General features: G+C 59.7%; 23 protein-coding genes. 13 read left to right on the forward strand and 10 right to left on the reverse strand.

Annotation, left to right across the window (positions count from 1 at the left end; genetic code table 11):
- The first annotated feature begins 55 nt into the window (after positions 1-55).
- From JFU58_RS26715 to JFU58_RS26735, 5 genes are all read left to right on the forward strand, one after another.
- Positions 56-289 carry a hypothetical protein gene (locus JFU58_RS26715; protein ID WP_177026863.1) on the forward strand — a complete coding sequence of 78 codons (234 nt, stop codon included), beginning with the start codon at positions 56-58 and terminating at the stop codon, positions 287-289.
- Positions 290-301: 12 nt separating this feature from the next.
- Positions 302-3,019, forward strand: coding sequence for a toprim domain-containing protein (locus JFU58_RS26720; protein ID WP_201142776.1), 2,718 nt, complete (start codon positions 302-304; stop codon positions 3,017-3,019).
- A 44-nt stretch (positions 3,020-3,063) separates the two neighbouring features.
- On the forward strand, positions 3,064-3,375 hold the full coding sequence (locus JFU58_RS26725; RefSeq protein ID WP_201142777.1) for a hypothetical protein: 312 nt from the start codon (positions 3,064-3,066) through the stop codon (positions 3,373-3,375).
- Between the two features lie 58 nt (positions 3,376-3,433).
- Positions 3,434-3,697 (forward strand): hypothetical protein, encoded by a 264-nt coding sequence (locus JFU58_RS26730; RefSeq protein WP_177026866.1) that lies wholly within the window; start codon positions 3,434-3,436, stop codon positions 3,695-3,697.
- A gap of 287 nt (positions 3,698-3,984) precedes the next feature.
- Positions 3,985-4,260, forward strand: a complete 276-nt coding sequence (locus JFU58_RS26735) for a pyocin activator PrtN family protein (protein ID WP_201142778.1) — start codon at positions 3,985-3,987, stop codon at positions 4,258-4,260.
- Here JFU58_RS26735 and JFU58_RS26740 read toward each other — a convergent pair.
- Positions 4,244-5,386, reverse strand: coding sequence for a site-specific integrase (locus JFU58_RS26740; RefSeq protein WP_201142779.1), 1,143 nt, complete (start codon positions 5,384-5,386; stop codon positions 4,244-4,246). The two genes, JFU58_RS26735 and JFU58_RS26740, sit on opposite strands and share 17 nt — an antisense overlap.
- A 103-nt stretch (positions 5,387-5,489) precedes the next feature.
- Here JFU58_RS26740 and dusA point away from each other — a divergent pair, with 103 nt between their 5' ends.
- Both dusA and tal read left to right on the forward strand, forming a co-directional pair.
- Positions 5,490-6,500: a tRNA dihydrouridine(20/20a) synthase DusA gene (gene dusA / locus JFU58_RS26745; RefSeq protein WP_201142780.1), complete on the forward strand. Its 1,011-nt coding sequence runs from the start codon at positions 5,490-5,492 to the stop codon at positions 6,498-6,500.
- Between the two features lie 314 nt (positions 6,501-6,814).
- A complete protein-coding gene (gene tal / locus JFU58_RS26750) occupies positions 6,815-7,741 on the forward strand; it encodes a transaldolase (RefSeq protein ID WP_063032233.1) in 927 nt (308 codons plus the stop codon).
- 199 nt (positions 7,742-7,940) lie between these two features.
- Here tal and rssC read toward each other — a convergent pair whose 3' ends face one another.
- The 3 genes from rssC to JFU58_RS26765 form a co-directional block, all read right to left on the reverse strand.
- On the reverse strand, positions 7,941-8,423 hold the full coding sequence (gene rssC / locus JFU58_RS26755; protein ID WP_003218919.1) for an anti-sigma factor antagonist RssC: 483 nt from the start codon (positions 8,421-8,423) through the stop codon (positions 7,941-7,943).
- The gene (gene rssB / locus JFU58_RS26760; protein ID WP_017477221.1) at positions 8,423-9,604 is read right to left on the reverse strand and encodes a two-component system response regulator RssB; all 1,182 of its coding nucleotides are present in this window, start codon (positions 9,602-9,604) and stop codon (positions 8,423-8,425) included. Before rssB ends, rssC begins: the two co-directional genes overlap by 1 nt.
- Before the next feature lie 346 nt (positions 9,605-9,950).
- The gene (locus tag JFU58_RS26765) at positions 9,951-10,640 is read right to left on the reverse strand and encodes an MlaA family lipoprotein (RefSeq protein WP_026077922.1); all 690 of its coding nucleotides are present in this window, start codon (positions 10,638-10,640) and stop codon (positions 9,951-9,953) included.
- Between the two features lie 195 nt (positions 10,641-10,835).
- Between JFU58_RS26765 and JFU58_RS26770 the strand changes: the two genes are divergently transcribed.
- Positions 10,836-11,447, forward strand: a complete 612-nt coding sequence (locus JFU58_RS26770) for an HAD family phosphatase (protein WP_201142781.1) — start codon at positions 10,836-10,838, stop codon at positions 11,445-11,447.
- Positions 11,448-11,557: 110 nt separating this feature from the next.
- On the forward strand, positions 11,558-11,824 hold the full coding sequence (locus JFU58_RS26775; RefSeq protein ID WP_003218929.1) for a DUF4404 family protein: 267 nt from the start codon (positions 11,558-11,560) through the stop codon (positions 11,822-11,824).
- Between the two features lie 126 nt (positions 11,825-11,950).
- Here the strand turns inward: JFU58_RS26775 and queF are convergent, their stop codons facing one another.
- Both queF and copI read right to left on the reverse strand, forming a co-directional pair.
- Complete coding sequence (queF, locus tag JFU58_RS26780) at positions 11,951-12,781, reverse strand: NADPH-dependent 7-cyano-7-deazaguanine reductase QueF (RefSeq protein WP_093200316.1); 831 nt, start codon at positions 12,779-12,781, stop codon at positions 11,951-11,953.
- Positions 12,782-12,838: 57 nt separating this feature from the next.
- The gene (copI, locus tag JFU58_RS26785; RefSeq protein ID WP_201142782.1) at positions 12,839-13,363 is read right to left on the reverse strand and encodes a copper-resistant cuproprotein CopI; all 525 of its coding nucleotides are present in this window, start codon (positions 13,361-13,363) and stop codon (positions 12,839-12,841) included.
- 156 nt (positions 13,364-13,519) lie between these two features.
- On the opposite strand from copI, the gene JFU58_RS26790 reads away from it, so the two are divergent.
- On the forward strand, positions 13,520-14,200 hold the full coding sequence (locus JFU58_RS26790; protein WP_201142783.1) for a heavy metal response regulator transcription factor: 681 nt from the start codon (positions 13,520-13,522) through the stop codon (positions 14,198-14,200).
- The gene (locus JFU58_RS26795) at positions 14,200-15,552 is read left to right on the forward strand and encodes a heavy metal sensor histidine kinase (protein ID WP_274610138.1); all 1,353 of its coding nucleotides are present in this window, start codon (positions 14,200-14,202) and stop codon (positions 15,550-15,552) included. Before JFU58_RS26790 ends, JFU58_RS26795 begins: the two co-directional genes overlap by 1 nt.
- A 118-nt stretch (positions 15,553-15,670) precedes the next feature.
- Here the strand turns inward: JFU58_RS26795 and JFU58_RS26800 are convergent, their stop codons facing one another.
- The 3 genes from JFU58_RS26800 to JFU58_RS26810 are packed head-to-tail and all read right to left on the reverse strand — an operon-like array spanning position 15,671 to position 18,915.
- Positions 15,671-16,915, reverse strand: a complete 1,245-nt coding sequence (locus tag JFU58_RS26800; protein ID WP_201142785.1) for a lipoprotein-releasing ABC transporter permease subunit — start codon at positions 16,913-16,915, stop codon at positions 15,671-15,673.
- Between the two features lie 58 nt (positions 16,916-16,973).
- Complete coding sequence (lolD, locus tag JFU58_RS26805) at positions 16,974-17,657, reverse strand: lipoprotein-releasing ABC transporter ATP-binding protein LolD (RefSeq protein WP_017477213.1); 684 nt, start codon at positions 17,655-17,657, stop codon at positions 16,974-16,976.
- 7 nt (positions 17,658-17,664) lie between these two features.
- Positions 17,665-18,915: a lipoprotein-releasing ABC transporter permease subunit gene (locus JFU58_RS26810; RefSeq protein ID WP_063032243.1), complete on the reverse strand. Its 1,251-nt coding sequence runs from the start codon at positions 18,913-18,915 to the stop codon at positions 17,665-17,667.
- 94 nt (positions 18,916-19,009) lie between these two features.
- Between JFU58_RS26810 and JFU58_RS26815 the strand changes: the two genes are divergently transcribed.
- Positions 19,010-19,594, forward strand: coding sequence for a PilZ domain-containing protein (locus JFU58_RS26815; RefSeq protein WP_201142786.1), 585 nt, complete (start codon positions 19,010-19,012; stop codon positions 19,592-19,594).
- A 66-nt stretch (positions 19,595-19,660) separates the two neighbouring features.
- Positions 19,661-20,383 carry a glycerophosphodiester phosphodiesterase gene (locus tag JFU58_RS26820; protein ID WP_017477211.1) on the forward strand — a complete coding sequence of 241 codons (723 nt, stop codon included), beginning with the start codon at positions 19,661-19,663 and terminating at the stop codon, positions 20,381-20,383.
- Between the two features lie 42 nt (positions 20,384-20,425).
- On the opposite strand, the gene sthA is transcribed toward JFU58_RS26820, so the two are convergent.
- Positions 20,426-21,820, reverse strand: a complete 1,395-nt coding sequence (gene sthA, locus JFU58_RS26825; protein WP_063032248.1) for a Si-specific NAD(P)(+) transhydrogenase — start codon at positions 21,818-21,820, stop codon at positions 20,426-20,428.
- Positions 21,821-21,900: the final 80 nt, after the last annotated feature.

The raw sequence follows: 21,900 nt of genomic DNA on the forward strand, positions 1-21,900 counted from the left end.
CCGCCCCCGTTTCCAATGGGTTTGGGTGAGCTTTGCCCGCAATCCGAGGTGGACCATGGAAATCGACATCGCCATCACCGCAAAACTGCCCCGTGACCAGGCAGAGGCCCTGCTCCAGGACCTGCGCGTGCAGTACTCGGCACTGCTCAACGAGCACTGGTATGACGATCGGTTTCGCATGATCCCCGAGGGTTTGCGGCACGGCTCATTGCTGGTGGCCTTCCCCGGGTTGGCAGCAAGAAAAAGCCTGATGGGCGCCCTTAAACACAGTCTCGACGAAGCGAAGTAAGCCACGATGGAAATGAAAGAAAGGCTGCGCGCCGACGTCATCCAACGCATTGAGCGGGATTACCAGCTCAAGCACATGCGCGGCACCGACTATATGCGTAAGGGCGTTTGCCCTGCCTGCGGCCAGAAGACCCTATACACCTTCTACGACTCGCCCTGGACACTGATCTGCGGACGGCCGGAAAAGTGCGACCACCGCGTCCACGTGAAGGACATTTACGACGACTTATTCAACGACTGGAGCAAGACCGCCCCGTCGACACCTGACAACCCGCTTGCCACGGCGCGCGCCTATTTGGAGTTTGCGCGGGGCTTCAAATTTGAATTGATCGCCGGTTGGTTCACCCAGGACAACTATTGGGATGGCCGGCAGAACTTCGGCAGCGCCACGGTACGTTTCGCCCTGGAAAAAGGTGGGTACTGGGAACGGCTGATCGATCGGCCAGATCGCTTCGGCAAGATGAAAGCGCGCTTCCGCCCTACTGGCGAAGGATCGCCCGGTTACAAAGGCGTCTGGTGGTGCCCGCCGAGCGTCGACCTGCTGGAAGTCGACGAGCTGTTCATAGTCGAGGGAATTTTCGACTCCATTGCACTGGTGCACAACGACGTGCCAGCCGTGTCGATGATGTCCAGCGCGCCCTGCCCCATCGACTCACTCAAGGCTCTGGCCAAGCTGCGCCACGACGCCGACAGGCGCCTGCCGGTACTGGTGTGGGCATTGGATAACGAACCCGTCGCCAAGGCCAACATGCGCCGCTGGGCGAAGGAAGCACGCGACCTGGGCTTCACCTGCAAGGCGGCGGTTATTCCGCAGCCAAATGGCAAAAAGGTTGATTGGAACGACCTGCACCTACGGTGGAAGCCGATCGAGGGCGATGACCAGCGCGCCGAGCGGATTGAGCAGGATCTGGACGAAGCCCGTCACCACGGAGATTTGCTGCTGGCTGACTCGGCAGAGGAAAAGGGTTTTCTCATGTACCTGCGTGACGAGCGCAAGGAATTCGACTTCACCTTCCGCAAGCGTCTGTACTGGTTTCGATTGGACCTTGAGCGGTACGACCGCGCGATGACCGATCTGGAGAGTTCAGAACGGCATGAGGACCAGCTGCTCAACGACGAACAAAAGCGCTACAAGGCCCTGCGCCAATCCGGATCAGTGACCAGCATCGCCAACTGCAATTTCCAGGCGCTGTATTACATGCGCAACGACCTGACAGATGAAGCCTGGTATTACTTCCGTATCGAGCGCCCGCAGGGGCCGGCCATCAAAAGCACGTTCACGGCCAAGCAACTCACGTCAGCACCTGAGTTCGCGAATCGTCTGCTGAACGTCTCCAACGGCGCGATGTTTGAGGGCAGTGCGCAACAACTGAAACGAATTCTGGCGCCCCAGCTGGACTGCCTGAAAACCGTCAACACCATCGAATGGATCGGCTACAGCCGCGACCATGGTGCCTATGTCTTCAACGACCTGGCCTTTCACGGCGGCAAGGTTCAGGTGCGCAACAAGGAAGACTTTTTTGACCTCGGCAAGCTGAGCATCAAGTCGCAGAGCCAGTCGCCTGTGTTGCACATCAATACTGACCTCAATGCCTACAACGAGGGTTGGTTCGACATCTACTGGCGCTGCTTTGGCGTACAGGGCCTGGTGGTGCTGGCCTGGTGGCTGGGCGCATTGCACGCGGAGCAAATCCGACAGATTCACAAGTCACTGATGTTTTTGGAGCTGGTGGGTGAAGCCGGCTCAGGCAAGACCACCTTGGTGGAACTGCTGTGGAAGTCGGTCGGGCGTACTGATTACGAAGGCTTCGACCCGTCCAAAGCGACTGCCGCAAGCCGTGCGCGTAACTTCTCGCAGGTCAGCAACTTGCCGGTGGTGCTGATCGAGTCCGAGCGCGAGCAGAAGGAAGGCCAGCCGGTTAAGCACTTCGACTGGGACGAACTGAAAACCGCCTACAACGGCCGCAGCGTTCGCTCCACCGGCGTGAAAAACAACGGCAACGACACCCACGAACCGCCCTTCCGCGCCGCCTTGCTGATCGCTCAGAACAACCCGGTGAACGCTTCGGAACCGATCCTGCAGCGTATCTGCCATGTGCATCTGACACGCGAGCACCACACCCCGGAAACCAAGCAGTACGCCGAGCAACTGGAGCGCATGCCGATGGACAGCATCAGCGGCTTCCTGGTCAAGGCGCTGCAACGTGAAGCCGAAACCATGCGGCTGATGGAGGAAAACACCTCCGGCTACGAGCAGGAGCTGCTGGCCCAGCCTGGCGTGCGCACCGTGCGTATAGCCAAAAACCACGCCCAACTGCGCAGCCTGGTGGATGCACTCGCCGGGGTCGTTCCCCTCGGCGAGCGTCGCAAAGCCCTCGCACACGCCGAAATCAGCCGTATGGCCTTGGAGCGGCAGCAGGCAATCAACGCCGACCACCCGACCGTGCGTGAGTTTTGGGACCTGTACGACTTCCTCAATGGCATGGACGAGAAAGGCGCGCTCAACCATGCGCGGCGCGATGGCCTTATCGCCGTGAATCTCAACGAGTTCGTGGAGATGGCTGCCAACAAGCGGCAGCAGGTTCCCCCGCTGAGCGATCTGAAGCGCCTGCTCAAAACCAGCAAGTCACCCAAGTTTCTGGAGTCGAACAGGCCCGTCAACTCGGCGCGGTCGCTCGACGCCTTCGACAAACCTAAAACCATTCGCTGCTGGGTATTCCAGGACGCGTAGGGGCTGCAACCCCTCGATACCAATCACCCAAAAGGAGAAGCACCATGCATATACAAGTCATCACCGGCGAGGGACCGAACGGTGCCACGAAACAGATTAAGCATTTGAAGGAACTGCATGAGTGGATCGGCGAAGCAACCCAATTGGTACATGCCGAGGCATACAGCGCCGCTGGCCTGGTCGAGATTCTGGAAGTCCGTAGTGCCACGGAACAGGAGCTTCTCGTGCTGGAGTGCAGCCGAGAGCAAATCCAGGCAGTCCTGGAATGGCAGTCAGCAACAGATGAAGTTGTCGAGTTTGAAAACCTGCTGCTGCACCTGGTGCGGAAGCAAAACCCAACCGGCGAAAGCCAGTAAGAAGGTGGTGTCGAGGGGCTGCAACCCCTCGACACCGACCACCAAAAGGAGAAGCACCATGCAAGTGAATCAACCTAAAGGCGGCACCGATGAGGCTACCACAACCCCGCTGGCAATCGGCGACACGGTCACCTATGTCGAAATGAGCGGCGGTGGCCGGGAATACCGTCTCACCGCTCGCAAAGGCGTACTGGTAGGGATCGATGGCAACGTCGCCACCTTGCGCGCTGCAAACGGTCGCAGCATCACCCAACCTCTCGACAAGCTGACGCCCGAAGGCCAGCCCAATGCGCTCACACGCATGCTCATGGGAGGGCAGTGATCATGGCTCAGCAAGAGGTTGGCGTATGACCGTATTTCTTCTGCTTTACATGTGCGCGGATGCGACACGAACGAATTGCCAGGTGGTGAGGGCTGAAAGCTGGAGCGGGCCTCACGCCTACGAACGATGCACCAATGTTGTACCGGGCCTCACCGCAGCCCTGAGTGCGCCCAATCGGGAACGACACCGGTTTGTTTGCGAGGTCCAGGATGACGGAGCACAACCTGCAGAACTCACGGTCCAGCCGAGGTTCACTCATCAATCGTTTCGGATGTAAGGGGAACATCATGAACACAGCGTTTATCCTGATGGCCCAATACGAGGGCCAAGCGATTATCTCGCTGGAGCTGGTTTGCCGGGATTACTTCACGCACCTGACGCCAGACACGTTCCAGCGCAAGGTGATGAGTGGTCAGATCAAGTTGCCGATCACTCGCCTGGAACCTAGCCAGAAGTCGGCCAAGGGCATCCACCTCACCGACCTGGCAGCCTACCTCGATCTACAACGCGCGGCCGCTGTTAAAGAGCACAACCAGCTCAACGGGATTAAACACTCCGTTTGAGCCGCTTCTCTGATGCGGCGCCCAGTTGGACGGGCGCCCTCAGTATCCTTTCGTGCCATTCCCAGCCCACATAGCGATCACCCTTGCCACGTAGGTGTGTGTAGCGCCTCATTGAATTCCAATCTCGGTGGCCGGAGACACTCGCCACACGCGGGATATCCCAATCCATTTCAAACAGTCGGCTGACGCCTTCATGGCGAAGGTCATGAAAGTGCAGATCCGCGATTTCTAGGAACTTGCAGGCTCTCGCCCAGGATGTGGAGATTGACTCTGGGCTGTAGGGGAATATGTAGTCGCCAGCCTTCGGCATTGACTGGAGGATCTGCCACGCTTCGTCCGGCAGATAACACCAAACATCATTGCCGATCTTCTGCCCGGGGTTTTTCATGTCACGCACCAACACTCGCTGACCTGGTTCGTCGACGTCCGCCCACTGGATACGGGTTATTTCATCCAATCGGCGTGTGGAGAACAGGGCAAAGCCCGCGACTTTGAGCATATTGATGACGGTTGGGCGCCGCCCCTGCATGGCCTGGAAGTGCGCCAGCACCTTTCCCAACTCGTCCAAAGTCGGCCGGCGGTCACGCTCACGGCTTTTGAGGTTATAGCCCAACTTGCGCAGCACCCGACGGGCGCCACCCATGGCTAGAGGGTCGACCTGGTAGCCCCAGGCATCTTTGGCGATCGCCAAGACAGCGCCGAGGTGCGCTAGGTCGTTGCCAGCGGTTTGTGGCTGAACCCCGCCACCCTCTCCGCTCATTCGCCAGAGGGCGAAGTCGACGAGGCATTGGGTTGTGACATCGGTATCGTTGAGCTTGCCGATATCCATCTTGCCAATGGCCTCAAGCGTGGCCTTCTTGGTTTTACCCAACGGCCGGGCCTTTTCCACTTCCAGCAGGTACTGGCCGATCATTTCTTTGACGGTGACGCCCTGCCGGCTCGCACGCTCGATCGCTCCAGGCTGGTCCAGCTCCGATTCACGCTTGCGCGTCCATGCCTGGGCAGCCTGTTTTCGGGCGAAGGTCTGACTCTCTTGGTAGACTTGCACTCCGTCGCGTTTGATGCGGATTTGAGCCGTGTAGCTCACAGTCCCGTCCGCCAGTTTTCTTGCCCTGATAGTCGCCATATCGAAAGTGGTACGCGTCAGTTTTGAAGTGGTACATCGTACCACCGAGCCCTCAAAAACGCCTGAAAACGCCCTAAAACACGCCAAGAACACGTTGAGTAAAATGCTAGATAAACAAAGCTTTAGCCCAGCAGAATCAAGCCCCGCACTGTCTCGGCGCTTTAGCGTTGCACCTATGATGGATTGGACTGACAGGCACTGCAGGTACTTCCTGCGCCTTCTCTCCAAAAACGCCCTCCTCTACACCGAGATGGTCACCACCGGCGCAATCCTCCACGGCGACCACGAACGCTTCCTGCGACATAACGAGGCCGAGCACCCACTCGCCCTGCAGTTGGGCGGTAGCGTCCCCGCCGACCTGGCCGCCTGCGCGCGCATGGCCCAGGACGCCGGTTACGACGAAGTGAACCTCAATGTCGGCTGCCCAAGCGACCGGGTGCAAAACAACATGATCGGCGCGATCCTGATGGCCCACCCTGCGTTGGTGGCGGATTGTGTAAAGGCGATGCAGGACGCCGTCTCGATCCCGGTAACGGTTAAGCACCGCATCGGCATCAACGGCCGGGACAGTTACGCCGAGCTGTGCGATTTCGTTGGCCAGGTGAAGGACGCGGGCTGCACCAGTTTTACCGTGCATGCGCGAATCGCCATTCTGGAAGGGCTGTCACCCAAGGAAAATCGGGATATCCCGCCCTTGCGCTACGACGTTGCCGCCCAGTTGAAGCAGGATTTCCCTGAACTGGAGATCATTCTCAACGGCGGCATCAAGACCCTCGAACAGTGCCAGGAACATCTACAGACGTTCGACGGTGTGATGCTGGGCCGCGAGGCTTATCACAATCCGTATCTGTTGGCCGAGGTGGATCAGCAGCTGTTTGGCAGCACGGCACCTGTGATCACCCGCGCCGAGGCGTTGGCGCAGTTGCGTCCTTATATAGCCGAACACCTGGCAACAGGCGGCTCGATGCATCACATCACGCGCCACGTGCTGGGGCTGGGGACGGGTTTCCCGGGGGCGCGGAAGTTTCGGCAGCTGTTGTCGGTGGATATTCATAAGGCCAGTGATCCGCTGGCGTTGCTGGATAAGGCTGGGGAGTTGTTGGAGGGGCGGTGATTTGGGTGTCAGTGGGTTTATTTGGCGGCTGACACGACGCCTTCGCGAGCAAGCCCGCTCCCACATTTGGAGGGGGGATGTCAGGAAGATGGGGGTGGCTGCCGAGGGAAGGCTGCTCTCACCGTTTGATCGGGTGGTCATCGGGCAGTTGGGTTGAACCTGCCGGCTGTTTTGGCCTCCTATTCAGCATTGGCCGGTGATTCAAACGGCTGTTTTCAGGTTGTTGCCCTCGCAAACGATCGAATGCATTTGCGCCCTTGAGCGGCTGTCAGCGCTCGGGTAATGTCATCAGACCCACAGGACAGAGCACGCCCATGACTTCCAAGCTGGAACAACTCAAGCAATTCACCACTGTAGTAGCCGATACCGGCGATTTTTCTACCCTCGCCAAGCTCAAGCCGCAAGATGCCACTACTAACCCTTCCCTGCTGCTCAAGGCCGCGTCGATCCCAGGCTATGCCAAGCTGCTGGACGAGGCTGTTGCCGACTGCAACGGCGACGTAGGCCTGGCGAGCGACCGTTTTGCGGTAGCCGTCGGCCAGGAAATCCTGAAAGTGGTACCCGGCCGCATTTCCACCGAGGTGGATGCCCGCCTGTCGTTCGACACTGACGCCGTACTCAAGCGCGCGCATCGTCTGATCGACCTGTACGACAAGGCCGGCGTTGGCCGCGACCGCGTGCTGATCAAGATCGCTTCCACCTGGGAAGGCATCCGCGCTGCCGAGCAGCTGGAAAAGGAAGGCATCCAGACCAACCTGACGCTGCTGTTCTCCTTCGCCCAGGCCGTGGCTTGCGCTGAAGCCGGTGTGTTCCTGATTTCGCCATTCGTGGGCCGGATCTACGACTGGTACAAGAAGGCCAACGGCAACGACTACACCGGTTCCGACGATCCGGGCGTGCAGTCGGTGACGCGCATCTACAACTACTACAAGGCCAATGGCTACAAGACTGTGGTAATGGGTGCGAGCTTCCGTAACCTGAGCCAGATCGAAGAGCTGGCCGGTTGCGACCGCCTGACCATCAGCCCGGACTTGCTGGAAAAACTGGCTGCCGACAATGGCAAGCTCGAGCGCAAGTTGGCGCCAGGCCATGCCGGTGAGGCGCGTGTGCACCTGACCGAAGCGCAGTTCCGTTGGGAATCCAACGAAGATGCGATGGCTACCGAGAAACTGGCCGAGGGCATTCGTCAGTTCGCCCGCGACCAGGAAAAACTCGAAGCGCTGTTGGCCGCCAAGCTCTAAAAACGGCGGCGACAAAAAGGGCGGCACCTGTGAGGGTGCCGCCCTTTTTTTGTATTAGCCGATTTCGAGCCGAACTCAGTTAAAAATGTGGGAGGGGGCTTGCTCCCGAATACAGGCCGTCAGTCGCTACATTCACTACTGACCCGCCGCTTTCGGGAGCAAGCCCCCTCCCACACTTTGACAGTGTTTCATCTGGAAATTAGTGCCGCTCCAGCGCATTCACCAGGTCGTGGAACGCCTCGCGGTTGGAGTCGTTCAAGCCCATCAGGATCTTGTGGGCTTCCAGCACCTTGACCCGTACCACTTCCTCGGACTGGTCCTGGGATGGCAGGTCGGTCAGGCATTCCGGGCACGGGATCGGGCGGTCAACGATGTTGAACACTTGATCGAAGCCCATGGACTGCAACAGACGGGTGATGTCTTCGTGGGTGGTGACGACGGTCGGCAGCAGTCCGACCTTCTGCCGAGACAGAATGGACAACTTGGCCAACAGCCCAAGGGTGGTGCTATCGATGCTGCGGGTTTCGGTCAGATCAATCACGATCGCCGAGAAATTCAAGGCTGTGAAGATCCGCTCAATCGTCGCATCCAGCGCCGAACACAAGGTCAGGCGCACTTCACCGACAAACTTCAGGACAAACGTCCCGTCTTGCTCGGCGAATTGGATTCTTCCGGTACTCATCAAAGATTCCTGCTCAACACCAATAGGGCGATATCATCCGGCATCTCCCCTAGCGTGGCCAATCCAAAAACCTGCCGCAGGCCATCCAGGCTGCCGCCCGCCGACCTGACCCGTTGGGGTAAGGCGGCTTCTTTCTCTTTGAGTGTAGGCTCTGGCAAAAGGTCCAGGATACCGTCGGACATCAGCGTCAGGCTGAAGGTCGGCGGCAGCTCCAGGATGTGGTCTTCGTAGGTGGCTTCATTGAACAAGCCCACTGGCAAACCACGCCCTTCCAGGTAGCGCACACTGTCTGGAGTGTATAAAACCGGCAATGGCAGGTGACCGCCAATGCTGTAGGTCAACAGACCTGTTTCTTCATCAATCACGCCGCCGACCATCGTCACGTGCTTGCCCAGCTTGCAGCTGATCAGGCCCCGGTTGATGTGGCCCAGCACTTGCGAAGGGGTGAACTCCGGCAAGGTGCCATTGCGCTTGGATTCGAACAACAGCCGTGTGGTCATGAACTTCAACAACACGGTTACGAATGCCGAGGAGGCGCCGTGGCCGGAAACGTCGGCCAGGTAGAACGCGACACGCCGCTCATCAACGCGGAAGTAGTCGACGAAATCACCCGACAGGTACAGCGACGGGATGATCTGGTGGGCAAACTTGAACTCGTCGATGCTCCACGGGCTCACCGGCAGCATGTTCATCTGTACCTGGCGACCGGCGTTCTGGTCTTCCTGGAGCAGGTTCAGGCTGGCTTCGAGTTCGCGGTTGGCGGTTTCGAGCTTTTCACGGTAACGCTGGTTTTCCAGCAGCAACCGTGCACGATCCAGGGCACGGCGCACCGAGTGCTCCAGTACGGCCAAATCTTCCAGGGGCTTGATCAGGTAGTCGGCGGCGCCCAGGCGCAAGGCCTCGACCGCATCATTCATCACACCGGCACCGGACACGACAATCACCGGCGTCTGCGGGGAAAGGTCAGTCACCTGGCGGATCAGCTCGAGGCCGCCCACCTGGGGCATGCGCAGGTCGCAGATCACAAGGTCGGGCTTGTCGCGCTCGAATACCTGGAGACCCTGGAGGCCGTTGCTGGCCTGCAGGACGCTGAAGCCACTGTCTTCCAAATAGGCCGCGAGACTCGCGCGTACTACTTCGTCGTCATCGATTATCAGCAGCGTGGCACTGGTTTTCTGCATGTGGGCAAACGGCGCCAGAATTAGGTTGGCGTAGGCAGCTCGACAATGGCCGGGCGTACTACTGGATTCGCTTTCTAGCCTCTCTGTCCTACAAAGCGCCGGGATTTTGCCCATGCACAAAGGTAAAGCAGAGGTGCCCTTCTAAGGCGCAGACGGTACTCCCATCCGCCAGGGGTTTCAAGCTCATGGCGATGGTCGCCGGGCGTCTTTACATCGCAAATCACCGGCGGTTATAAGAACGCATAAAACTGCAACTTAAAGTAAGGACGTAACCTGCGGGGAAACCTCAAATTCCGCCCACGAAAAAGGCGACCCGAGAGCCGCCTTCTTGATTCAAGCCTGACGCTTAAAAATCGTCTACAACCTTGCCATCCTTGACCTTGAACTCGCGGTTCTGCAGGTAAGCGTTACGGATGAAGGTGTATTTGTCGCCGCTGATCAGCTTCTCGGAGGACAGCAAGCTGGCACGTGTGTCGACGATATTCAGGCCGAACGTGCTGTTGCGCCAGCCGATATCGTTCATGTAGCGGTACGGCTGGGTGTAGCTGTCCACATACTTGGACGGTGCGTCACGCAGGGTGCTTGGGCCCAGCAGTGGCAGCATCACGTAAGGGCCGCTGCCGACGCCCCAGTGGCCGAGAGTCTGGCCGAAGTCTTCGTCGTTGCGTTGCAGCCCCATTTTGGTGCCCACATCAACGAAGCCCAGCACGCCAAACGTGGTGTTCATCAGCAAGCGGGCAGTGTCGACGCCGGCGGCATGAGGCTTGAGCTGCAACACGTCGTTGGCGAAGTTGCCGACGTCACCGATGTTGCGGAAGAAGTTGTGGATCCCGTCCTGCACGAACTGCGGGGTCACGAACTGATAGCCTTGGGCCAATGGCTTGAGGGCGTAGGTGTCAACGGTATCGTTGAAGGTGAAGATAGGACGGTTGACGCTTTCCCATGGATCGTCTTCCGAGGCCGCCTGGGCCACGAAAGGCACCAGCAAAATACTCGCACATACCGATAGCTGAGCTAGACATTGGCTCCAGCGCATAGCTTGAACTCCTTGAATGGTCTGTCATGGGCGCTATGCCCTGAATGAGGCCGTCAGTATATGCCGGAAGTGCCAGATTAGGCAGCCTTGCAGAAATGTCATTCAGCAAATGCACAAAATTCCTACAAATGCCGCAGATGTAACTTGCTTGTCATCCGCGTTCGATAGCGTCACTGCTATTTCAGGGACGTCGAAATGCCACACGCCGAAATTGTTACTGCCAGCGCCCCGTCCCTGACGGCCGTACTGTTCGGGCTTAGTGGCTGCCTGGTGGACTTTGGTTCCAAGGCCCGCGCCGATTCCGCGCCTTCAAGCGATACCCATGCCACTGTCGGCGCCCTGAAAATCCTGCGCAGCCTCGAAGAGCAGGGCGTGCCTTGTGCATGGCTGGATGAGCTGCCGGCGTCCGTTTCCAAGCCCCTGGCCGCCGGGCTACCCCGCTGGATCAAGGCCACCAAGCCCTCCTCCAACCGCTGGCCGGCACCCCACGCCTGCTGGCAGGCCTTGATGGAACTGAATATCGAACGCTTGGAAGGCTGCGTCCTGGTCAGCGGCGAACCCCGCCTGCTGCAATCGGGGCTCAACGCCGGGTTGTGGACCATCGGCCTGGCGTCTTGCGGCTCACTGTGCGGGCTGTCCCCGGAGCAATGGCAAGCACTTACCGAGAAGGAGCGCGAGCATAAACGTGCTAAAGCCACCGTCGCGCTCTATGGCCTGGGCGTGCATTCGGTGATTGACCACCTTGGCGAACTGCACACCTGCCTGGCCGACATCAGTCTGCGCCAGCTCAAGGGCGAGAAGCCCTGATCGAGATCATGCACAGTCGGCGCCAGTGGATTAATCTACAGGTCAGCCCATAGACCTTTCCCGGCGTGCCGCGGTCTATGCCAGTGCCTATCGATAAAAGGAAGAACGCCATGCCTGCCCGCGAACAACTGCAAGAACAGGTCAAAATTTTGCGCGAGCAATTGGATCAGAATCCAGAAATGCCCCTCGAAAAGCGCGAAGAGCTGCAAACATTGATCGCTGAACTGGAAGTTCAGGAGCCGCTGGAAGGTGCTATTCAGGACCCAAGTATCGCCGACGGTGTGAACCTGGCGGTAGAACGCTTCGAACTGGACCACCCGGGCATTGCCGGGACCTTGCGCAATATTGTGGTGACCCTGGGTAACATCGGGATTTAATAGCCGGACACCTATCAAATGTGGGAGCGGGCTTGCTCGCGAATGCGGTCCGTCAGCTGATACATAAGCTGGCTGATACACCGCTTTCGCGAGCAAGCCCGCTCCCACATTTGTTTTGTGTGAAGGCTACTGACGAGCCAGACGCAGGTTCTGGAACTGCTGCTCTTCAGTACTGCGATACGGGTTGATATCCAGCCCGCCGCGACGCACATACCGCGCATACACCGTCAGCTTTTCCGGCTTGAGCAAGCGTTGCAGATCGAGAAAGATCCGCTCCACGCACTGTTCATGGAAGTCCGAGTGCTGGCGGAAGCTCACCAGGTATTCCAGCAAGCTGGCATGATCCAGCGCCGCACCGCGGTACTCCACCGCCACACTGCCCCAGTCAGGCTGGCTGGTCACCGGGCAGTTGGACTTGAGCAGATGGCTGTGGACGCTCTCCTCCACCACGCGCGAATCGTCGCAACGCAGCAGCTCCGGACGCGGGTGCTCATAGTTGCTGACGGTAATGTCCAGGTCATCAATGCACACACCCGGCAACGCGACCACGCCTTCGGCTTCAACCTCGCCCAGGCTGCGGATACGCACGCCAACCGGCTTGCCGGCAGCAGCACTCAGATCGGTACGCAAGGTGGCCTCAAGGCTTTGCACATCGACAAACGCGGTCTGGTTCAGCGAATTGAGGTACAGCTTGAACGACTTCGACTCGATGATGTTCGGCGAGTCGGCCGGGATGCTGAATTCACCGATGGCCACCACGGGCTTGCCGGAGGGCAGCAGCCAGGACAGTTCGAAGCAGTTCCAGAAGTCCACGCCTTTATACGGCAGGGTCTCGGCACTCAGGCCCAACTCGGCCCACTTGGCGGCGCGGGGAATGGGGAACAGCAACGACGGGGTGTAGGTGGAGATGTATTCACTGGACTTGCCCAGCGGCGAATGTTCGGCTGCGGGATGCATGGCGGAAACCTGGCTAAATAAACGCGGCTATTCTACCCGCCTTTGCATCCCAGTTGCTTACTGGCTGACCGTCAGCTTGCCCACCATGCCCGCCTGGTAGTGGCCGGGAATGTTGCAGGCAAACTCCAGGCCGGTCGCCTTGCTGAAGGTCCAGGTCAGTTCGGCAGTCTTGCCCGGCTCTACCAGCACACTGTTGGGGTCGTCGTGCTTCATGCCGCCCATGTCGCCGTGGCCCATCGCACCGTGGTCCATTTTGCCCATGCCGGTAGCCGTGAGCATGCCGCTGGCCTGCATCTTGAGCATTTCTTGCTGATGCGCGGCGTGCATCGCAGCGTCACCAAGATTGAACTCGTGGAGCAACTGGCCTTTATTGATCAATACGAAGCGCACAGTCTCACCGGCTTTTACATCGATGGCCTTGGGCGAAAAGGAAATGTCCTGCAGTACCACTTCCACGGTGCGCGTGGCCTTGGCAGCGGGTGCAGCCTCACCGAAAGCGAAGGTTTCAGCCGGAGATGCCAGTACCGGAAAACTCAGCGCCATAAGGCAGCCCGTCAACAGCCAGGATTTACGCAAAAACATGGTCACACTCCAAAGGTTCGGAATCAGTCTGTGGGACACTTTACGAACGCGCCGCTGCCAGCCAGCTGACGGCCAGATTACAACTTTGTCAGCTTGAGCCTGCCGTAGGACCTGCGCTGTATAAAGTCTGTGTTTACGTAAAACCATGAGCCGCCCATGAAACTGCTGATCGTCGAAGACCAACCGAAAACCGGCCACTACCTGCGCCAGGGCCTGGCCGAGGCCGGGTTCAGCACCGAACTGGTGGCCGACGGCACCACCGGCCAGCACCTGGCGCTGACCGGTGACTACGACCTGTTGATCCTCGATGTGATGCTGCCGGGTCGCGATGGCTGGCAGATCCTCCAGGCCGTACGCAATGCCGGGCTCGACATGCCGGTGCTGTTCCTCACCGCGCGGGACGCCGTGGAAGACCGGGTGCATGGCCTGGAACTGGGCGCCGACGATTACCTGGTCAAGCCCTTCGCCTTCTCCGAACTGCTGGCCCGGGTGCGCAGCCTGTTGCGCCGTGGCAGCAGCCCGCCCCAGGAAACCAGCCTGCAACTGGCCGACCTGCGCATGGACCTGATCCGCCGCCGGGTAGAGCGCGACGGCCAGCGCATCGACCTCACGGCCAAAGAGTTTTCCCTGCTGGAACTGCTGCTGCGCCGTCAGGGCGAAGTACTGCCCAAGTCGCTGATTGCCTCTCAGGTGTGGGACATGAACTTCGACAGCGACACCAACATCATCGAAGTCGCGATCCGCCGCCTGCGCCTGAAGGTCGACGATAACTTCCCCAACAAGTTGATCCATACCGTACGCGGCATGGGCTACGTGCTTGAGGAGCGGTTCGCTTGATGAAACGGATTTCCCTGACCAGCCGCCTGGCGCTGCTGTTTGCTGGCTGTACCGCCGTGGTTTCATTGCTGGCTGGCGTGCTGTTCAATCATGCCAGCGAGGCGCACTTTATCGAGTTGGACCAGCAACTGCTCGACGGCAAGCTGATAGCGCTGCGCAGCACATTGCAAGGTGCCGACACGCCCGAACGATTTGCCTTACGAGAAACAACGCTGCGAGAGGAACTCAATCGCCAGCCCGACCTGGCCCTGCGCATCACCGCCGGCGATCAGCGTTGGTTCGACGGCGCCCCCGGCGTCGCCTTGCCCCAGGGACCTGGCCTGCACAGCGTGCAGAACGCCGGCACCGATTACCGCGTGTACAACGCGCCACTGATTCCTGGTAACGCTGACTCGCCACGACTGACGCTGATGCTCGACATCACCCACCACCAACATTTCCTGCAACGCATGCAGCATCTGATCTGGTTGACCGTCGGCCTTTCCGCCCTAGCCACTGCCCTGCTCGGCGCCTGGGCCGCCCGTAGCGGGTTGCGGCCACTGCGGCGCATGAGCGAAGTCGCCAGTGGCGTGTCTGCCCACTCCCTGACCCAGCGCCTGCCCCAGGAACAAATGCCCGTCGAACTGGCGGAACTGGCCCAGTCCTTCAACGCGATGCTTGGTCGCCTGGACGATGCCTTCCAGCGGCTCTCGGCATTTTCTGCCGACATCGCCCATGAACTGCGCACGCCACTGTCGAATTTGCTGACACAGACCCAAGTCATCCTCACGCAACCACGGGCGCTGGAGGACTACCGCGAAGCCCTGCACAGCAACCTGGAAGAACTGCAATGGATGGCACAGTTGGTCAACGACATGTTGTACCTGGCCAAGGCCGACCACGGACTGCTGGCGCCCAAGCGCGAAACCCTGTTGCTGGCGAACGAAGTGGATGCATTGCTGGAATTTTTCGCGCCGCTGGCGGAGGACGTCCAGGTGCGGTTGGTTCGGGAAGGTGGCGCCAACACTTCAGGTGACCGCAGCATGTTGCGCCGGGCGATTTCCAATCTGCTGGATAACGCGCTGCGGTTCACGCCACCCGGTGGTGACGTCAGCGTGAGGATTATCGAAGGTATACAAGGCGTGACGTTGAGTGTGGAAAACACCGGGGAAGGTATTCCGGAGGCGTTGTTGCCAAGGTTGTTTGACCGGTTTTACCGGGCAGATCCGGCGCGTCATGAAGGGAGCAGCGAGCATGCGGGGCTGGGGTTGGCGATTACCCAGTCGATTGTGCGGGCCCATGGAGGGCGGATTTTCTGTGAGTCGGGGGCGGGGTGGACGCGGTTTGTGATGGAGTTGCCGCGGGGGTATTGATGCAAGCTGTACCGGCCCTTTCGCGAGCAAGCCCGCTCCCACATTTTGACCGAGTGCATTCAGGAGGAACGCGATCTAAATGTGGGAGCGGGCTTGCTCGCGAAGGCGGTCTTAAGAATTACGAATACCTGAGGGCATGCGCCGGCTCAATCTTCGCCGCCCGATACGCCGGATAGATCGTCGCCAAAAAGCTCAACACAAACCCCGCCGAGCAAATCAGCAACACATCCCCGCCCTGCAGTTCCGAAGGCAGGTTGCTGACGAAATACACGTCCGAACTGAAGATATGCTGCCCGGTCACCCGCTCCAGCCAACCCACCAGTTCACTGACGTTCAGCGCCGCAATCACGCCCAGGATGCCGCCGATCAAGGTACCGACGATCCCGATCACCGTACCCTGCACCATAAAGATCGCCATGATCTGCCGTGGCGTGGCGCCGATAGTGCGCAGGATCGCAATGTCGGCGCCCTTGTCGTTCACCACCATGATCAAGGTCGCGATGATGTTGAACGCGGCCACCGCGACGATCATCAGCAACAGCAGGCCGATCATGGTCTTTTCCATCTTCATTGCGCTGAACAGGCTGCCCTGGGTGTGAGTCCAGTCGTCAGCCTTGTAGTCGGCGCCGAGGCTGGCGGCGATATCCGCCGAGACCTTGGGTGCGGCATACAAGTCTTTCACCGCCAGGCGCACGCTTTGTACCTGGTTCGGTTCCCAATGCTGAATCTCGGCGGCGTCGGCCATGTGGATCAAGGCCATGGAGCCATCCAGCTCAGCGCCTACCTTGAACACACCGACCACGTTCAAGCGCTGCATGCGCGGGGTGATGCCACCCGGTGCGCTGCTGATTTCCGGCACGATCAGGGTCAGCTTGTCGCCAACGTTCAGGCGGAAACGCCGGGCCGTAATCTCACCGATCACCACACCGAACTCGCCCGGTTTCAGGTCTTCAAGGTGGCCCTGGACAATGTGCTGGGCCACGATCGACACCTTGCCTTCCTGGGCCGGATCAACACCACTGATCTCGATCGGCTGCATCGCGCCCTTGTAGGAGAGCATGCCGTCCATCTGTGTGAACGGTACGGCAGCGGTGACTTCCGGATTCTTCATCGCCGCAGCCGCCACCGGCTGCCAGTCGCTGATGGGCTTCACGCCAACGATGGTCGCGTGGGGCACCATGCCAAGAATGCGTGAGCTCATTTCTCGCTGGAAACCGTTCATTACCGACAACACCACAATCATCGCCAGCACGCCCAGGGCGAGGCCAATCATCGAGGTCATCGAGATAAACGAAACAAAACGGTTGCGGCGCTTGGCGCGGGTATAGCGCGTGCCGATGAAAATCGATAACGGTCTGAACATTCGCGGGCACCGTTGAAAAAATAGAAAACCCGGCGCCGGGCGCCGGGCTTGAAACAGGTCAGATGGCGACCAGATGACCTTCCTGCAGGTGCAGCACACGGTCCATCTGGCGGGCCATGCTCATGTCATGGGTCACCACCAGGAACGCGGTGCGCATCTGGGTGCTCAGTTCCAGCATCAAGTCCTTGATGCCCTGGGCGGTGTGGGAGTCGAGGTTGCCGGTGGGCTCGTCGAGCATCACCAGGCCCGGGTTGTTGACCAGGGCACGGGCAATTGCCACACGCTGGCGCTCGCCGCCGGACAATTCGGCCGGTTTGTGCTCCAGGCGATGGCCCAGGCCGACCCGCTCCAGCAGCGCCTTGGCACGCTGACGCGCCTCGGGAATCGCGGTCTTGCCGATCAACAGCGGCATGCAGACGTTTTCCAGGGCGGTGAACTCAGGCAGCAAGTGGTGGAACTGGTACACGAAGCCCAGCGAACGGTTACGCAACTGGCCACGGGCCTTCTCGCCCAGGGCCGACAGTTCTTCGCCGGCCAGCCAGACGCTGCCCTGGGATGGCGTATCAAGGCCGCCCAACAGGTTCAGCAAGGTACTTTTACCGGAACCGGAACTGCCGACGATCGCCACGCGCTCGCCCGGGTGCAGTTCCAGTTGCAGGTTGGACAGCACCACCACGGATTCCGGGCCTTCCTCGTAGGATTTGCCCAGGTTGCGGCAGCTCAGGATTGCTTTTTCACTCATGCCCGATTCACTCATAACGTAAAGCCTGCGCCGGCTGGGTACGTGCCGCGCGCCAGGCTGGATACAGGGTGGCAAGGAAACTCAGGACCAACGCGGCGGCGCCGACCATCAACACGTCCTGGCTCTGCACCTGGGACGGCAAGTAGTCGATGAAGTAGACGTCGGAGTTCAAGAATTTGTGGCCGATCAACACTTCCAGCCCGGCGATGGCGGCACTCACGTTCAGCGCGGCGAGAATCCCCACCGCGGTGCCGATCAAGGTGCCGACCACGCCGATCACCGTGCCCTGGACCATGAAGATCGCCATGATCTGCCCCGGCGTGGCGCCAAGGGTGCGCAGGATGGCGATATCGCCCTTCTTGTCATTTACCACCATCACCAACGTGGAAATGATGTTGAAGGCGGCGACGGCGACGATCAGCAGCAACAGCAGGCCGATCATGGCTTTTTCCATGCGGATGGCCTGGTACAGGTTGCCGTGGGTGCGTGTCCAGTCGCGGGCGTAGTACTGGTTTTCACCCAGGTGCTGGGCGATTTCCCACGAGGTGCGCGGCGCGTCGAACAGGTCGTTGAACTTGAGGCGCAGGCCCTGCACTTGATCCGGCTTCCAGCGATGCAGGCGGGCCAGGTCGGTCAGGTTGGTGAGGCCCAGGTAGCCGTCGATCTCACCGGCGCCAACATGGAAGATGCCGACCACAGTGAAGCGCTTCATGCGCGGGAACATGCCGGCCGGGGTCACGGTGACTTCCGGCGCAACGAAGGTCAGCTTGTCGCCGATGCCCACGCCGAGCTTGGCCGCGGCCTTGTCGCCGATAGCGATGCCAAAGCTGCCGGGCGACAAATCGTCCAGTTTGCCCTGTTGCATGAAGTTATCGATGATCGAGACGTTGCGTTCCTGCGCCGGGTCGATGGCATTGAGCAGGACTTTCTGCACCTTGCCGTCGTTGGTCAACAGACCCTGCATCTGGGTGAAGGGCGCAACCGCCAGCACTTTGGGGTTCTGCTTGACCTTGGCGGCCAGGCTTTGCCAGTCGCTGATGGGCTCACCCGACTCGATGGTCGCGTGGGGCACCATGCCCAGCACGCGGGTGCGCATCTCATGATCGAAGCCGTTCATCACCGACAGCACCACAATCATCACGACAACGCCAAGGGCGAGCCCGATCATCGAGGTCAAGGAAATGAACGACACAAAATGATTGCGACGTTTTGCACGGGTATAACGCGTGCCAATAAATACGAAGAGAGGTCTGAACATGTCGGGGCTTGTTCGGAGGAAAAGAAGACGTCCTTGTGGCGGGGTCAGGTAAGCAGCTTTACACTCAGACCATCACCGCTGCCTTGGGTTCGCCATGTCGACATTAGATGAAGAAGATCGCCGCGAATACTACCGTATCGAGGACATGATCGCACTGGAAATTACCCCGCTGTCGGGCCCGGAAGCGCTGAGCAAGGAAGTGTTGCTGGATGATTCGCCGCTGTTCAATCTGCTCAGCGAGTTACACCTGAGTGAATTCGAATCCCAGCACCTGCTGCGCCAGATCGGCGAGCGGGACCGAACCCTGGCCGCCTTCCTCAAAGTGCAGAACAAACGCATGGATTTGCTCAGCCAGATCATGGCGCAAAGCCTACTGGGCGAGATCGGTACGCCGCAACCCGTGGTCATCTCCGAAGGCGGCATCGAGCTCCTGAACCCCACGGCAATCCAGCCCGACAGCCACCTGGCGGTCAAGCTGGTGCTGATGCCACAAGCCTTAGGCCTGTTGCTGAGGGCCAAGGTGACCCATTGCGACGCCAAGACCGGCGGCTATGAAATCGGCACCGAATTCGAAGCCATGACCGATGCCCAACGCCAGTTGCTGGCGCGCTATATCCTGCAGAAACAGGCCCAGGAACGGCGTCTGGCGCGGGAAAAAAGCGACGAATCCGACACCTGAATACGAACACTGAATGGCGCGTCGCGTCATCCATCCAGCCAGCAATCCTGGCGTAAAGGAGCAACTGTGACCCTGATTTATGGCCACCGCGGTGCCAAAGGCGAAGCACCGGAAAACACCCTGACCAGCTTCCAGGAATGCCTCAAGCACGGCGTACGCCGCTGCGAACTGGATTTGCACCTGTCCATGGACGGCGAGCTGATGGTCATTCACGACCCGACGCTCAAGCGCACCACCGACCGGCGCGGCAAGGTCGTCGAGTATTCCGCCGCCGACCTGGTGAAGATGGACGCGCGCAAAGGCGGCCCGGGCTGGGTCAATCCCTGCCCGATCCCACGCCTGGAAGAGTTGTTCGAAAAATGCGATTTCGACCACTGGCAACTGGAAGTCAAAAGCGCATCGCGCACCCGCGCGGCAACCACCGTGCTGGCGATCCGGGAAATGGCTCAGCGTTTCGGGCTGATGGACAAGGTCACCGTGACCTCAAGCTCGCGAGAAGTGTTGAAAGCAGCGCTGGACCTCACCCCGGACCTGTCCCGCGGACTGGTAGCCGAATACGCCTGGCTCGACCCGTTGAAGGTCGCGGCCAACTATGGCTGTGAGATTCTGGCGTTGAACTGGACGCTGTGCACCCCTGAGCGTCTGGAAAAAGCCCAGCGCCAGGGTTTGCACGTGTCCGTGTGGACGGTCAACGAACCCGCGCTGATGCGCAGGCTCGCCGACTTCGGCGTAGATAGCCTGATTACAGACTTTCCCGGTTTGGCCACTGCCACCCTCGGGAATTACTGAAATCGGTCTCCCCGGCCGGCTCAGGCCACCGGCCGGAGCCGCTCAAAAAAGCCGGTTGAGGCCGTCGTAGGCCGCTACCCGATAGGCTTCAGCCATGGTCGGGTAGTTGAACGTGGTGTTGACGAAATACTTGAGGGTATTTTGCTCACCCGGCTGGTTCATGATCGCCTGGCCGATGTGCACGATCTCCGACGCCTGATAGCCGAAGCAATGCACGCCGAGCACTTCCAGCGTCTCGCGGTGGAACAGAATCTTCAGCATGCCCTGGGGCTCACCGGCGATCTGCGCACGCGCCATGCTCTTGAAGAAGGCCTTGCCGACTTCATAAGGCACCTTGGCCTTGGTCAGTTCGTGCTCGTTCTTGCCGATCGAGCTGATCTCGGGAATCGTGTAGATCCCGGTCGGCACATCGTTGACGTAGCGCCAGCTGCCGTTGTCGACAATGCTGCCAGCGGCCGAGCGGCCCTGGTCGTGGGCGGCACTGGCCAGGCTCGGCCAGCCGATCACGTCACCGGCACCGTAGATGTTCGGCACGCAGGTGCGGTAGTTCTCGTCCACCTCGATCTGGCCACGGCTGTTGACCTTGACCCCGATGTTTTCCATGCCCAGCTTGTCGGTGTTGCCTGTACGGCCGTTGCACCACAGCAAGGCGTCGGCCTTGATCTTCTTGCCGGACTTGAGGTGCAGAATCACACCGTTGTCCAGGCCTTCGACCCGCTCGTACTCTTCGTTGTGGCGCACGGTGATGTTGTTGTTGCTGAAGTGGTAACTCAACGCCTGGGAAATTTCCGAGTCGAGGAAACTCAGCAACTGGTCGCGGTTATCCACCAGCTCGACCAATACACCCAGGCCACTGAAGATCGAGGCGTATTCACAGCCGATCACGCCGGCGCCATAGATGATCAGTTTGCGCGGGGTGTGACCCAGGCTGAGGATGGTGTCGCTATCGTAGATACGCGGGTGGTGGAAATCGATATCCGCCGGGCGATACGGACGCGAGCCGGTGGCAATGATGATGTGCTTGGCTACCAGCTTCTCGACCACGCCGTTGGCGCAGACCACTTCGACGGTTTGCTCGTCGGCGAAGCTGCCGGTGCCGAAGAACAGGTCGACGCGGTTACGGGCATAGAAGCCGGTACGCGAGGCCACCTGCTTGGAAATGACTTTTTCAGCGCTCTTGAGCACGTCCGGGAACGAGAACCAGCGCGGCTCACCAATGGCCCGGAACATCGGGTTGGTGTTGAACTGCATGATCTGGCGCACCGAGTGACGCAAGGCCTTGGACGGGATGGTTCCCAGGTGGGTGCAGTTACCGCCGACCTGGCGACGGCTATCGACCATCGCCACCTTGCGCCCTGCTTTGGCGGCGTTCATCGCCGCACCTTCTCCAGCTGGGCCGGAACCCAGTACCACTACGTCGTAGTTGTAGACAGCCATGCGTACTCCTCAGAACAGGCCAGGGCGCACGGTTGGACGCCTGGCTAAATCATGCCGCGGCCAGCGGTCATGAAGGATCA

The organism is Pseudomonas sp. TH34 (genome assembly GCF_016650865.1).
Taxonomy (GTDB): domain Bacteria; phylum Pseudomonadota; class Gammaproteobacteria; order Pseudomonadales; family Pseudomonadaceae; genus Aquipseudomonas; species Aquipseudomonas yamanorum.